The following is a 13,086-nucleotide window of genomic DNA, read 5'->3' as shown; positions in this document are numbered from 1 at the left end:
GATCTTACGTGACCGGCGGTCAGTCGCGTGTGGTGCGCAGTTGGTCGGTCACTGGGGTCATCAGGAGGGAGATCGCGGTGATGGTCAGGGCGGTGGCGCTGCTCGCGGGTGTCGGCGTCACCTGGTACACCTGGCTCGAGCAGGGTCGCGACATCAACGTGTCGGCGCAGGTGCTGGAGGCGGTCTCGAGCACGCTTGCACCCTCGACCGGCAGGAGCGTAACCACCTCTACACGCTGGCCGGCGTCAGGCTCGGCCCGGCGCCCGGCGCCCGGCGAGTGCGTGGGCACTGCCCTGGGCGATCCAGAAGGTGCTCGACGCCGTCTCGCCGTACCCGGCTGTCGTGCTGAACTCTCCGGCTACCGGGCCGCGCTCGCGGACCACTTGGGCGAGCACGACTGGACGAGGACACGGAGCCCAAGCTCCGTGCCCTCGTCGGTCCCAGCAGTTGAGGGGCGGTCAGCTGACTGGGATGCCCGGGTTGGTGAGCGCGCGGCCCCCGGTGACCGTGTTGCTGCGGTCGATGGTCACCTTGCAGGTGGAGGCGTTGTAGTTGGTGATGTTGAACGCGTACCGGCCGCTGCCGGTCGCGCCGGTCAGGTCCGACCTGTTGCCGCGGAACACCGTGCCGCAGCCCCAGCCGGACTGCTGGGTGTGGGTCTCGAAACCGTTGTTCGTGGTGTTCTTCCCGGTGTTGTTCTCGATCACGTAGTTGTTGCCCTTGACATCGATCCAGCTGTCGTCGTAGTTCGCGCCGGTCAGCCCGCGGCCGTCGAAGCTGTTCCCCGCGACCCGGCCGCCGCGGGTGCCCTCCTTGAGGTCGATCGCCTCGCCGCCGACGTCCGGCCCGATCGTGTTGTCCAGGATCTGCACGTAGTCGGACTTGTCCGAGGTTCCGCCCGCGCTGCCGACGTACACCCCTTCGCCCATCCCACGGCCGTCGTTGCCGGTGTCGTAGATGCGGGAGTTGCGGATCACGCCGTACGTGCTGCTGTTGCGGAAGTGAACGCCCTCCATGGTGAGGCCGTGCACGGTGACGCCGTCGACGGTGACCCGGGTCGCGCGGTCGATCATGATGCCCTTCTGGCCGCCCGTCACGGTGACGCCTCGAACGTTCCAGTACGACGCTCCGTCGAGATGCAGGCCGTAGCCGCCGCCGTTGGCCTTCAGTACGGCGCGAGCCGAGCCGGTGAGCGTGATCGGCGCGGACGAGGTGCCGGCGACCGTGGTCTTGAAGTTGCCGATGTAGGTGCCGTCGGCAAGCTTGATGGTGTCACCGGGCTTGGCGCTGGTCAGCGCGGACTTCAGCTCGGCCGCCGTGTCCACGTCGATCGTCCCCGCGGGGCTCTCGAAGGCGTCCGGGGTGCGGATCCGGTCCCGGACCCAGACGCCGGCCGGCTTCAGGACCGACGTACCGGTGAAGGTGTTGCCCGCGCAGACGTTCTGCTTGAAGACCGCGCCGGAGCGGAAGTCGTCGGAGAAGTTCCAGTTGGTCCAGCCGATCTTCTTGCTGGCCAGGAAGTCGAGGTACTTCTGCGACCAGGTGAAGTCGTTGCCGCCGTCACCGGTGTAGGTCTGGGTGCCGAACTCGGTGACGAACAGCGGGATCTTGTCCGCGGCCCGGGACAGGGCGTCGAAGTACTCCTGCTTGTGCGACGCCGCGTAGAAGTGGAACGTGTACATCAGGTTCGACGCATTCACCGGGTTGTTGACGATGTCGGTCTCGCTGCGGCCGTCGGAGACCCCGAGCGAGGCCCAGCCGTGGGTGCCGACGAAGATCACGCCGTCGGGGTCCTTGGCCCGGATCACCGGCACCATCTGCTCGGCGTACGACTTGATCCCGGCCCAGCTGACGTTGTTCGGCTCGTTGGCGATGTCGTAGATGATGTTGTTCTTGTTCTTGTGCCGGTCGGCGATCTCGGTGAAGAAGGTCCTGGCCCGGGACAGGTTGTAGTTCGGGTCGCCCGGGTCGAGCTGGTGCCAGTCGACCAGCGCGTACATCCCGCGCCGGGTCGCCTCCTCGATGTAGTTGTGCACCATGTCGGTGAACCTGCGCGGGTCGGTCTCGTAGCCGCCTTCCTGCACGTACAGCGAGATGCGCAGGATGTCGGCGTTCCAGTCGTAGGCGAGCGCGTCGAGGGACGCGGTCTTGACGCACTGGGAGTACCACTGGATGCCGTGCGTGCTCATGCCACGCAGCTGGACCGGCTGGCCGTGCTGGTTGCAGAGCTTGGTGCCGCAGACACGCAGCTGCCCGTTGATCGAGACCGGGGTGTCAGCGGCTGGTACGGCGTCCACGGGGACGACGGCCCTCGGTACGGCGGGGGCCGCGGACGCCGGCGTGGTCGGGAGAAGGGCTGATGCGGCCAGCAGAACGCCGGCCGCCAGGGAGCGGATCATGAACTGCCTCCTACTGCGTCGGGGCGGGGACGGAGCAAGGATGGTTAGGAAGGTTTCCTATTAGTTCACCGGAACGTAGCGTCTGGCGCGGAGCGCTGTCAACCGGTCGCGCGATGTGATCACAACCGATCACGGGTCACGCCCGCGGGTCAAGCGGTGGTTCGGTGCGGCCAGGTGGATTTCAGGGTGGCAAGCGTGACGGTGATGGCCGGGCGGCGGGAGGTGGTGGTGCGCCAGACGGCGTACAGGCGGCGGCTCGGGGCGGGTTGCAGCGGGATGACGACGACGCCGTCCGGGATCGCGCCCCGGCCGAGCCGGGGCAGCAGGCCGATGCCGATGCCGCGGGCAAGCATCGCGAGCTGGGTCTGGTACTCGGCGACCGAGTAGGCGACATCCGGCTCGACATCGGCCCGGCGCATCGTGCGCATCAGCCACTCGTGGCAGATCGAGCCGGCCGGCTGGCAGATCCAGCGCTCGCCGACCAGGTCCTCCGCCCGGACGAACTCCTTGCCGGCCAGCCGATGCGTCGCCGGGACCAGCACGTCCGCCGGGTCGGAGCCGAGCTTCACCCGCGACAACCCCTCGGGCAGGCTGAGCGGCGTGTTGTGCCAGTCGTGCACGACCGCGATGTCGAGCTCTCCACGGTTGACCGCGGCAACGGCTTCGAACGGATCCGTCTCCGTGACCCGGATGTCCAGCCCCGGATGCTCGTGCACCAACTGGGCCAACGCGTTCGGCAGCAGCCCGCGCGCGGCGGTCGGAAAGGCCGCCAGCCGCAGCGTCCCGATCGCCTGGCCGCGCTGCTCCTCCAGCGTCAGCTCGGCGTCCTCGACCAACTCGAGGATCCGCGCGGCGGTCGCGGCCAGCTGGACGGCGGCATCGGTGAGCACGATCCCGCGCCCACGCCGCTCGACCAGCACGGTCCGCGTCTCCCGCTCCAGCTTCGCCAGCTGCTGCGAGACCGCGGACGGCGTGTACCCGAGCACCTCGGCCGCGCGGTTGACCGACCCGTACTGCGACACGGCATGCAGCGCCCGGAGCCGGCCCAGATCGATCATGTAGCACTCCTACAGTGAACCCCGTACGAATCGGTGCTGGTCCTCAAGTGTAGTCCCACCAAGACTGGATCGTGTGAAACCTCGTGACCTGCTCCTCGCCCTGGCCATCGTCCTTGTCTGGGGTGTGAACTTCGTCGTCATCGAGGTCGCCCTGGAAAGCTTCCCGCCGCTGTTCTTCTCTGCGCTGCGGTTCTTCTTCGCCGCGGTCCCGGCGATCTTCCTGCTCGGCCGGCCGCCGGTACCGTGGCGCTACGTCATCGGCGTCGGGCTCGCCCTCGGTGTCGCCAAGTTCGGCCTGCTGTTCATCGCGATGGACCACGGCGTCCCGGCCGGGCTGGCGTCGCTGGTGCTGCAATGCCAGGTGATCTTCACGGTCCTGTTCGCGATCGCCGTACTGCGGGAACGGCCGCGGCCGGCGCAGATCGCCGGGATCACGATCGCGTGCGGCGGGATGGCGCTGATCATGCTGGACCGCGGGCTGTCCGCACCGCTGGGCGCACTGTTCCTGGTGATCGTGGCCGGCGCCTCCTGGGGTGTCTCGAACACGATCACGCGCTACGCGAAGCCGCAGGACACGTTGCGCTTCATGATCTGGGTCAGCGCGGTGGCCGTCGTACCGCTGCTCGTGCTGTCGCTGCTCACCGAAGGGGTGGAGGCCGACCTGCATGCCTTGGCAACGATCGACCTGAGCGGGATCGGTGCCATCGGCTACCTCGCCTACGTCGCGACGCTGTTCGGCTTCGGCGTGTGGGGCTACCTGCTGCGCCAGTACGACGCCAGCACAGTGGCGCCGTTCTCACTGTTGGTGCCCATCGTCGCGATGGCCGCAGCGTGGTTGCTGCGCGGCGAGGAGGTCGGTGTGCAGCAGGCGATCGCGACGGTCCTGGTCATCGGCGGCATGGCCTGCACGGTCGTCCGCCGGACCCCGCGCAAGGCGGCGGAGTCCGGCGAAGAACTCGAGCTAGTGAGTCGGTAGCGCCATCGGCGGCATCTGCCAGCCGCGCGCCAGCGAGGACGCGTACGCCGGTGCGCCGCCGGCGAAGTACTCCGTGAACTTCATGATCAGCGGGTCCCAGCGCAGCGGGTCGATGTAGCGGTCGTTGCTCATCAGCAGGTCCTCGCGAACCTGCACCCGCTCGACCTTCATCTCCAGCGCGACCAGGTGTGAGTCCGGTCCGCCGATGTCGTGGATCGCCTCGATCCGGCCCTCCAGGTTGATCGGACTCTCCTGTACGGCGTCGACGTCGACCAGCGAACCCGGGTCCGGGGTCAGTCCGGCGGCGGCGAACTTGTCCGGCTCGTAGCGGTAGCCGCGAGCCCGCTTGGCGTCGGACATCTGCTGCGACCCGGTCAGCAGCGCGATGCGGTCGAGTGCCGCGACCATGGCCGGGTCGACCAGGTTGAGGATGCATTCCGGGCGCTCGGTGAGGTTCTTGACCGTCTGGGAGCTGGTGGCCATGCCGAGCATCGCGGTGTACCCGAGCCACCAGGCGGACGACATCGGGCCGAGGTTCGTGGTTCCGTCCGGGTTGCTGGAGCTGATCAGGACGACCGGTGTGCCGAAGTAGAGGACCTTGGGTTCAACAGTGCGCTTCACGAAGATGGAACGTCGATGGGCCAGGATGTGTGAGTGGACGCACGCCAAGTCAGTCGCCTGACCGCTCGCTGGATCGAGACGCTCTCCGGCGAGGACAGCACTGTCATCTCCGGGCTCGGCGTCCGGCCGCTGCTCGCGATCCTCGCCGAGCTGGCCGACGGCCCGGCCCGCGACGAACTGATCGAAGCGGCCGGCGGGCCGTACGGCGGTCTGCTGCAGACTCCCGAGCTCCGGATGGCCCTGGGCCTGTGGACCCGGCCGGAGATCCCGTTGCAGCCCGGTGTGGACCGGCTGCTGCCGCCGGAGGTCCGCGGACAGCTGACGGATCAGGAGGCCCTCGACGCCTGGGTGGTCGAACAGACCGGTGGTCTGTTGAAGCGGATGCCGATCCAGCTCAGCGACGATGTACTGCTCGTGCTCGCCTCCGCGCTCGCGTTGCAGACCAAGTGGGCGCTGCCGTTCAACGAGTACCCGCGGGGTGACCGGCGCTGGCTCAGCCGCGCCGACCAGGACCTCGACAGCCTCCAGGTGTACGACGGCCCGACCGGCCCGCTGACCGTGATCACGGTCGTCGGGACCGGCGAGTTCGACGTACGACTCGTCGCAGGCGAGCCCGGTAGCGGGCGGGGCGCCGTACTGGCTGCTGCGCTTGAACTCACCGGTGACGGGGTGAGCGGGGCCGAGTTGCTGGCCGATGCGCCGTCCTCGCGGTGGAAGCGCCTGTTCTCGCGGGAGCGGCCGGCGCCGGCGGTCGAGGTGATCGACTCGATGTCGCCGGTGCCGACCGTGGTGCTGTCGATGCCGTACTTCGAGATCGACGCCGAGCACGACCTGCTCGAGCACCCCGAGGTGTTCGGCCTGACGTCGGCGATGGACACGTCGACCGGGCACTTCCCCGGGCTGAGTCCGTTCCCGCTCGCGGTCAGTCAGGCCAAGCAGGCCGTGATGGCGCGATTCTCCGCGACCGGCTTCGAGGCGGCCGCGGTCACCGCGATGGCGATGGCCGCCGGGTCCGCGCCGATGCCGGGCGGCAAGGCCCTGAAGGTGTCCCTGGACCAGCCCTTCGGCTTCATCGCCGTCCACCGCCCGACCGGGATCCCGGTCGTCGCGGGGTGGGTGAACTACTCCTAGGCGCGACCATGGAACCGTGGACGCTCACCAAGTCGGTCGGCTGACCGCACGCTGGATCGAGAAACTGCCCGGGGAAGACAGCACGGTCGTCTCCGGTCTCGGTGTCTGGCCCCTGCTCGCGATCCTCGCCGAGGTCGCCAACGAGCCCGCCCGCACCGAGCTCGCCGAGGCCGCCGGCGGCCCGTACGACGGCCTGCTGCAGACACCCGAACTCCGGATGGCCCTGGGGCTCTGGACCCGCGCGGGACTCCCGCTCCAGCCGGATCTCGACCACCTGATCCCGCCGGAGGTCCGTCGTACCCTGACCGACCAGGCCGCTTTGGACGACTGGGTGGCCGAACAGACCGGCGGTCTGCTCCAGCGCATGCCGATCGAGCTGACGTCGGACCTGCTGCTGCTCCTCGCGTCCGCGCTCGCCCTGGAGATGGCGTGGGTCCGCCCGTTCCTGGGCCGCTCGCACCCGGTGGGCGGTACGCAGAGGCGCTGGTTGAGCCGCTCGGATCCCGACCTGGACACGATCGGCCGGTTCGACACCGCCGCCGGTCCGCTGACCATCGTGACCGTGCGCGGCACCGGGGAGTTCGACGTCCGGCTGTCCGTCGGCCAACCCGATCGACCGCGTGCCGCAGTACTGACTGCCGCTCTTCAGGTGACTGGCGAGGGCGTCGGGGCTGCGGAGCTGCTGCGCGGGGCGGAGTCTCCCGCGGTGCAGATCATCGAGACGACCACGCCCGAACCGACCGTGCAGCTCTCCCTGCCGTACTTCGAGATCACCGCAACGCACAATCTGCTGGAGCAAGCGGAGACGTTCGGACTGGCGACCGCAACGGACGGTAGGAGGGGACACTTCCCCGGTCTGAGCCCGGTGCCGTTGAGCGTGTCGGACGCGAAGCAAGCAGTCATGGCGGAGTTCTCGGCGCGCGGCTTCAAGGCGGCCGCCGTCACCGCGGTCGCGATGGCACTGTCCCGAAAGGCATTGGTCGGCCGGGCGTTGTTCGTGCAGCTCGACCGGCCCTTCGGCTTCATCGCAGTCCACCGCCCGACGGGCATTCCGGTGGTCGCCGGGTGGGTGGCGGCCGACGCCTACCGGGAGGCCGTACGACCTACTCGTAGGGGTTAGCCGGTGCGGTCACCGGGCTGACCGTCTCGACCGTGAGGGCGGCGACGTCGCCGTCGGCGCGTTTGGTCGGCTCGGCCCACTGGCCGGTGACGGTCACCCACTGGTTCTTCGGTGGGGCGGCCTGGCCGCGCGCCTCGACCATGAACGCCGTACCGTCGGCGACGCAGCAGGTCAGGCCGATGCGGGTCACGTACCAGGTGCCGTTCTTCGCCGGGGTGACGAAGCCGGTCAGCTGGAACGCGCGGCCCTTCATGCTCTCCTTCTCCCACACCGCCCAGACCGCGTAGTCGCGGACCGCGAGCGCCACCGGGGCGTTGCCCTGGGAGTTGTTCGACAGCCACGAGTTGCTCTTCGGATCAGCCGGTTTGGCCGCGACCGGAGACTGCCGCTGCGCCGCGTCCGCGCCGAGCGCCGGCGGGTCGACGACGAGCAACGCGAAGATCGGGATCAGCAGCAGCCAGGCCGCCCGAGGCAGACCGTGATGGCCATGCCCGTCGTCCACCGGCTTCTTCTTCCGCGTGTCCGCGAGTACGTCGAACACCGCGAGCGCGATCAGGATCAGCCCGGCCGCCAGCAACATCCAGCGCATCCCCGGCTTCACGTACCGCAGATAGGTGTTCGACGTCGCCAGTTGCACCACCGCGGCCCCGACGAACACGATCACCAGACCGGCAACGTTGCGCTTCACAGCAACCACCACCCCACGAGGAGACTGGCCAGGATTGCGACCACGAAGGTGGCCGGGGCGAACCGGGCGGCGAACCTCGGGCCGAAGGTTCCGGTCTGCAGGGCGATCAGCTTCACGTCGACGATCGGCCCGACCACCATGAAGGCGAGCCGCGCGGTCAGCGAGAACTGCGTCAGGCTGGCCGCCACGAACGCGTCCGCCTCGGAGCAGATCGCCAGCAGTACGGCGAGCAGCCCGAGCACGACCACGGACAGCAGCAGGTTGCCGGCCACGTGGTCGAGCCAGCTCCGCGGTACGACGACGTTCAGCGTGGCCGCCGCGGCCGCGCCGATGACCAGGAACCCGCCCGCGTGCAGGAAATCGTGCAGCATCGCGGACCGGAACACGTCGAACTTGCCGGTGCCCTCCGCGTGCCGGTTCTTCGGCATCCGCAGCCACGACGCGCCCTTGCCGGTCGCCAGGAACAGCCAGCCGAGGATCATCGACACCCCGAGCGACGTCACCGCGCGAGCGACCACCACCTTCGGCTGCCCCGGGAACGCGACCGCGGTCGACGCGAGGACCACCGGATTGATCGCCGGCGCGGACAGCAGGAACGCGAGCGCCGCCGCCGGTGTCACCCCGCGGCTCATCAACGCCGCCGACACCGGCACCGACGCACACTCACAGCCCGGCAGTACGACGCCCGACGCGCTGGCGACCGGTACGGCGAGGGCCGGGTGCTTGGGCAGTGCCTTCGCGAAGAACGACGCCGGGATGAACGCGGTCAGCGCGGCCGACAGCAGCACGCCGAGGACCAGGAACGGCATCGCCTGGACGGTGACCCCGACGAACATCGTCGCCCAGGTCCGGATCCCGTCGTCGGTGAACCAGCCGGCGAAGATCTTCCGCCCGAAGAGGGCCAGCACGACCAGCAGGACCAGCGTTGCGGTGAACGCGATCGAGGAGCCGGTGGACTCCTTGTTTTCCGCGTCAGGCGGCGGCGAGTCGACGGGGGGCGGGGCGGTCGGATTGGCCGTCATGGGCGGCATACTGACACACGCAGTGCGTCTGAACGAGGACTCACCGCACCTGCGAAATGAAAATCAGCGTCATTCCGGCAAATACTTGCGGACCTCCAGGCCATCACAATCGCCGCGCTCGCGCAGCCGCCCGCGGAGCGGGCCGGCGATCCGGGAATTGTGATGGCCCTGGCGTCCGCGTGGCAGGGTGGGCATATGGACGCCGACGTGGTGCGCGCAGTCAACGACCTCACCGCCCGCTGGGCTCGCGAGTTCCCCCAGGGCAACACCGTGGCGTCGGGTCTCGGCCTGTGGCCGCTGCTCGCGATCCTCGCGACCGCCGCCGACGAACCAGGCCGCGCCGAGCTGGCCGCGGCCGCCGGGGTGGACGCTTCGGCAGGCTCCCAGCAGGCGCTCGAGCTGGTCCAGGCGATCGACGGCTCCGACGACCTGCACGCGGCGCTCGGCGTCTGGGTGAGCGAGCAACTGAAGCTCGCCGAGTCGTTCGACACCGTGATGCCGGCGCCGCTGGTCGGCGCCCTCACCGGCAACGCGTCCGTCGACAAGCCGAAGCTCGACGCCTGGGCCGCCGAGCACACCGACAACCTGATCCGCGAGATGCCGATCCAGGTCACCCCCGACCTGATGCTGGTCCTCGCGTCGGCGCTGTCGCTCAAGACCACCTGGGCCGCACCGTTCAAGGAGATGGTCCGGCGCTTCTACGACGGTCCCTGGTCCGGCGGTTCCTGGCGCTGGCTGGAGCGCGTCGACGGCGACCTGGACGCCGTACGGCGGTATGAGCACCCGGGTGCGGCGTGGTTGACGGTGGTCACGGTTCCTGGCGACGCGGATGTCGACGTGCTCCTGGGCATCGGGCAGCCGCAGGTGCCGCAGGCCGACGTGCTGGCTGCGTTGATCGAAACAGCTGCCCAGCCCACGGACGGCGTGCCGGGCTCCCAGCTGATCTCGCAGGGGGAGCCGGGATCTGACGTCGCGCCTGGCGCGACGGTCGGGGAGACGACCGCGCCGAGGCCGGATCTGAAGCTGTCGCTGCCGTCGTTCAACGTCGAGGCCGAGCACGACCTGCTGGAGTTGAGCGAGCTGTTCGGGCTGGGCGCAGTGACGACGGATCCCGGTGCGCACGGTCACTTCAGCGCGATCAGCCCGACGCCGCTCGCGGTCGGGCAGGCGAAGCAGAAGGTGCTGGCGCGGTTCTTCGCGACCGGGTTCGAGGCCGCGGCGGTGACGGCCGTGGGCTTGATGCGGACCGCGATGCCGACGAACCAGGCTCGCCGGCTCGAGGTGACGCTGGACCGGCCGTTCGGGTTCGTCGCCGTACTGCGGGAGTCGCGGCTGCCGATCGTGGCCGGCTGGGTCGAGACGCCTACCGAGCCGGGAGACTGAACAGCCGGTTGAGCAGCGCGGACGCCTCGTCGACCGCGCCCCGGTCGCCGGTCAGCAGCAGGTCGAACAGCAGACCGCGGGAGGCGGCCAGGCCCAGCCGCGCGTACGACGGTGCTTGCTCGGGCGGAATGCCCGCCCGCACACACAGCTCGATGACCGGTGGCAGCCAGACGTTGATCAGATCCGCCTTGAGCGCGGCGGTATGCGGCCGGTCCTGCATGGCGTGCGCGCTCAGCTCGAAGAACAGCGGTCCATAGATCAGCGTCGCCTCGGTGACGCGACGCCAGAACAGGTCGGCCTGCTCCTCCAGCGGCAGGTCGAGCGCCATCACCTCGGCCAGCAGGTCGCGTTGCTGGTGCTCCACGGTGCGAACCACCTCGGCCAGCAACCCCTCGCGGGAGCCGAAGTGGTAGATCAGCATCCGGTGGCTGGTGCCGATCGAGGTCGCGATACTCCGTAGGCTCGCGTCGCCGATGCCGTTCTTCGCAAAATGCTCGACGGCATCGACGAGCAGGCTGTGACGACTCACCCGCGTCCTCGCTTCGCTGCGGGCGCGGCTGAGTCGTCTGCGACGCTGTGCCTTCCGGTGAACTCGCTACGCTCGTTCACTGACCTGCTTCAGTTTCTCGGTCTCGGTGGCGATGTAGCGGCGGGTCAGGCCGGCGTACAGCTTGCCGAAGAGCCAGCCGAGCGGGCCCTCCTGGATGATCGTGGCCGTCGCGACCGTGCCCTCCGGGGTGCTGATCACCCGGTGACCGCCGGTGGTCTTGATCCCGGGAGCCTTCGAGACCCACTCGAAGTACTCGCCCTCCTTGAGCTCGGTCACCTCCCAGACCGCGACCGGGAGCTTCGGCTGCCGGATCCGGGTCTTGGACCCGACGTGGATGCGGCCCTCGTCGAGCCGCTCGACCGACTCGACCGTCGGAGTCCACTCAGGCCACCGCTCGACGTCGCTGAACACCTGCCACACCCGCTCGGGCGGGGCCTGGATCGTGCTGGAATGATCGAAGCGCATGTACCAAATGGTACACCCTCGGGAAGTTGACGGTGCAGGGATATCGGGCGGGCCGCTGGAAGGCCGTGGTCGGGCCTGCCGGTAGGGTCTGGGGCCATGGCTGACCAGAACGTCCCGCAGAACGTCGAGAACGAGCAGGACCCGGGCGCGAACACCCAGATGTTCCGGGCCTTCGTCAACGAGGGCCAGGCCGAGGCGACCACCGAGCCGAAACTCAACGGCCGGGCGCTGGCCTTCGTCGGCGCCGCCGTGGTCCTGATCGCCGTCATCGCCGCAATCACCGTCCTCTGACTTGACCCTCTGACTTGACCCAGCTCCACGTCGAGGTCGTCCGGGTCTTCACCGACCCCGATGGCCGCTTCGGCAACCCCTTGGGCATCGTCGACGGCGCCGCCGTCCAGCCTGGCGACCGGCAGCGCGTGGCCGCCGGTGACATCCCGGTCACGCGCGATGGCCACCTCGTCTCCGTCCGTGCCGACGCCCGCCATAGGTGTCGTCGAGGATGAGGCCACCGGGTCCGCCGTGACTCAGCTGACCGCTCAACTATCTCGGGATCTGCTGGTCGTCCAAGGCGCCGGCTCGCACCTGCACACCACCTGGCAGCCGCCGGTTCACGCCACCGTCGGTGGTCGCGACCCAGTAGCAGTTGATCGCGGCGTACGCGCGGGGTCGGGTGCTGCCTGCCGAGTCCCGCAGCATCACGATCTGACGGGTTTTCCACAACCGCTCCGACATCCGTTGACTGTCGTGGGTTGACGGATGGAGCATGGGTGCTCGGCTAGTGGTGGGAGGGCTGATGTCGGAGGTTGTGCGGGCTGCGTTGGTGCAGACGTCGTGGACCGGGGACAAGGAGTCCATGATCAAGGCCCACGAGGAGTACGCGCGGCAGGCCGCCGCGCAGGGTGCGCGGGTGATCTGCTTCCAGGAGCTGTTCTACGGCCCCTATTTCTGCCAGTTGCAGGATGCCAAGTTCTACGAGTGCGCCGAGGCGGTGCCAGGCCCGACGACCGAGCGGTTCGCCGCGCTGGCCAAGGAGCTCGGCATGGTCATGGTGCTCCCGGTCTACGAGCAGGAGCAGCCGGGCGTGCTCTACAACACGGCGGCCGTGATCGATGCTGACGGCAAGTACCTGGGCAAGTACCGGAAGAACCACATCCCGCAGGTGAAGGGGTTCTGGGAGAAGTTCTACTTCCGCCCTGGCAACCTCGGCTACCCGGTGTTCGACACCGCGGTCGGCCGGATCGGGGTCTACATCTGCTACGACCGGCACTTCCCGGAGGGCTGGCGGGCGCTCGGGCTGGCCGGGGCGAAGATCGTGTTCAACCCGTCCGCGACCCACCGCGGGCTGTCGTCGTACCTGTGGAAGCTGGAGCAACCCGCCTCGGCGGTGGCCAACGAGTACTTCATCGGCGCGATCAACCGGGTCGGGATCGAGTCCGACTTCGGCGAGAACGACTTCTACGGCACGTCGTACTTCGTCGATCCCGAGGGCAAGTTCGTCGGCGAGACCGGGCACGACCACGACCCGGAGCTGGTCGTCCGGGACCTGGACCTCGGCCTGCTGGACACGGTCCGGGACCGCTGGCAGTTCTACCGCGACCGCCGCCCGGACGCGTACGGCGACCTGACCAAGCCGTAAATCTGCACAGGCCGTCTCGAAGGGGAGTACGGAG

General features: G+C 69.0%; 17 protein-coding genes. 7 read left to right on the top strand and 10 right to left on the bottom strand.

Translation table 11 applies throughout. The features are described from left to right. Nucleotides 1–19: 19 nt before the first annotated feature. The 4 genes from AB0H36_RS19045 to AB0H36_RS19030 form a co-directional block, all read right to left on the bottom strand. A complete protein-coding gene (locus AB0H36_RS19045; protein ID WP_360524449.1) occupies nt 20–226 on the bottom strand; it encodes a hypothetical protein in 207 nt (68 codons plus the stop codon). A gap of 19 nt (nt 227–245) precedes the next feature. Beyond that, a complete protein-coding gene (locus AB0H36_RS19040) occupies nt 246–395 on the bottom strand; it encodes a hypothetical protein (protein WP_360524446.1) in 150 nt (49 codons plus the stop codon). Nucleotides 396–458: 63 nt separating this feature from the next. Beyond that, on the bottom strand, nt 459–2,399 hold the full coding sequence (locus AB0H36_RS19035; protein WP_360524443.1) for a cellulase family glycosylhydrolase: 1,941 nt from the start codon (nt 2,397–2,399) through the stop codon (nt 459–461). Nucleotides 2,400–2,548: 149 nt separating this feature from the next. Beyond that, entirely contained in the window at nt 2,549–3,457 is a 909-nt protein-coding gene (locus AB0H36_RS19030; protein ID WP_360524440.1) for a LysR family transcriptional regulator, read from the bottom strand. A 73-nt stretch (nt 3,458–3,530) separates the two neighbouring features. Here AB0H36_RS19030 and AB0H36_RS19025 point away from each other — a divergent pair, with 73 nt between their 5' ends. Continuing rightward, nucleotides 3,531–4,433, top strand: coding sequence for an EamA family transporter (locus tag AB0H36_RS19025; protein WP_360524437.1), 903 nt, complete (start codon nt 3,531–3,533; stop codon nt 4,431–4,433). On the opposite strand, the gene AB0H36_RS19020 is transcribed toward AB0H36_RS19025, so the two are convergent. Next, entirely contained in the window at nt 4,419–5,054 is a 636-nt protein-coding gene (locus tag AB0H36_RS19020; protein WP_360524434.1) for a flavin reductase family protein, read from the bottom strand. The genes AB0H36_RS19025 and AB0H36_RS19020 overlap by 15 nt on opposite strands. 33 nt (nt 5,055–5,087) lie before the next feature. On the opposite strand from AB0H36_RS19020, the gene AB0H36_RS19015 reads away from it, so the two are divergent. Both AB0H36_RS19015 and AB0H36_RS19010 read left to right on the top strand, forming a co-directional pair. Next, nucleotides 5,088–6,185: a serpin family protein gene (locus tag AB0H36_RS19015; protein ID WP_360524431.1), complete on the top strand. Its 1,098-nt coding sequence runs from the start codon at nt 5,088–5,090 to the stop codon at nt 6,183–6,185. A gap of 16 nt (nt 6,186–6,201) precedes the next feature. Next, the gene (locus tag AB0H36_RS19010) at nt 6,202–7,305 is read left to right on the top strand and encodes a serpin family protein (RefSeq protein WP_360524428.1); all 1,104 of its coding nucleotides are present in this window, start codon (nt 6,202–6,204) and stop codon (nt 7,303–7,305) included. Here AB0H36_RS19010 and AB0H36_RS19005 read toward each other — a convergent pair. Further along, nucleotides 7,289–7,993, bottom strand: a complete 705-nt coding sequence (locus AB0H36_RS19005; protein ID WP_360524425.1) for a TIGR03943 family protein — start codon at nt 7,991–7,993, stop codon at nt 7,289–7,291. The genes AB0H36_RS19010 and AB0H36_RS19005 overlap by 17 nt on opposite strands. Beyond that, nucleotides 7,990–9,015, bottom strand: coding sequence for a permease (locus AB0H36_RS19000; RefSeq protein WP_360524422.1), 1,026 nt, complete (start codon nt 9,013–9,015; stop codon nt 7,990–7,992). Before AB0H36_RS19000 ends, AB0H36_RS19005 begins: the two co-directional genes overlap by 4 nt. 195 nt (nt 9,016–9,210) lie before the next feature. Here AB0H36_RS19000 and AB0H36_RS18995 point away from each other — a divergent pair, with 195 nt between their 5' ends. Then, nucleotides 9,211–10,398 (top strand): serpin family protein, encoded by a 1,188-nt coding sequence (locus AB0H36_RS18995; RefSeq protein ID WP_360524419.1) that lies wholly within the window; start codon nt 9,211–9,213, stop codon nt 10,396–10,398. On the opposite strand, the gene AB0H36_RS18990 is transcribed toward AB0H36_RS18995, so the two are convergent. Then, nucleotides 10,379–10,927 (bottom strand): TetR family transcriptional regulator, encoded by a 549-nt coding sequence (locus AB0H36_RS18990; RefSeq protein ID WP_360524416.1) that lies wholly within the window; start codon nt 10,925–10,927, stop codon nt 10,379–10,381. The genes AB0H36_RS18995 and AB0H36_RS18990 overlap by 20 nt on opposite strands. Before the next feature lie 66 nt (nt 10,928–10,993). Further along, a complete protein-coding gene (locus AB0H36_RS18985; protein WP_360524413.1) occupies nt 10,994–11,413 on the bottom strand; it encodes an SRPBCC family protein in 420 nt (139 codons plus the stop codon). A 96-nt stretch (nt 11,414–11,509) separates the two neighbouring features. On the opposite strand from AB0H36_RS18985, the gene AB0H36_RS18980 reads away from it, so the two are divergent. Together AB0H36_RS18980 and AB0H36_RS18975 are read left to right on the top strand one after the other, a co-directional pair. Continuing rightward, the gene (locus AB0H36_RS18980) at nt 11,510–11,704 is read left to right on the top strand and encodes a hypothetical protein (RefSeq protein WP_360524410.1); all 195 of its coding nucleotides are present in this window, start codon (nt 11,510–11,512) and stop codon (nt 11,702–11,704) included. A gap of 14 nt (nt 11,705–11,718) precedes the next feature. Then, nucleotides 11,719–11,919, top strand: a complete 201-nt coding sequence (locus AB0H36_RS18975) for a hypothetical protein (RefSeq protein WP_360524407.1) — start codon at nt 11,719–11,721, stop codon at nt 11,917–11,919. A gap of 37 nt (nt 11,920–11,956) precedes the next feature. Here AB0H36_RS18975 and AB0H36_RS18970 read toward each other — a convergent pair whose 3' ends face one another. Next, nucleotides 11,957–12,148 (bottom strand): hypothetical protein, encoded by a 192-nt coding sequence (locus AB0H36_RS18970; protein ID WP_360524404.1) that lies wholly within the window; start codon nt 12,146–12,148, stop codon nt 11,957–11,959. A gap of 61 nt (nt 12,149–12,209) precedes the next feature. On the opposite strand from AB0H36_RS18970, the gene AB0H36_RS18965 reads away from it, so the two are divergent. Continuing rightward, the gene (locus AB0H36_RS18965) at nt 12,210–13,052 is read left to right on the top strand and encodes a nitrilase-related carbon-nitrogen hydrolase (protein ID WP_360524401.1); all 843 of its coding nucleotides are present in this window, start codon (nt 12,210–12,212) and stop codon (nt 13,050–13,052) included. Nucleotides 13,053–13,086 lie beyond the last annotated feature (34 nt).

It is taken from the genome of Kribbella sp. NPDC050820, from assembly GCF_040653975.1.
In the GTDB taxonomy this organism is placed as follows: Bacteria; Actinomycetota; Actinomycetes; order Propionibacteriales; family Kribbellaceae; genus Kribbella.
This window is presented reverse-complemented; position numbering and strand designations above follow the sequence as displayed.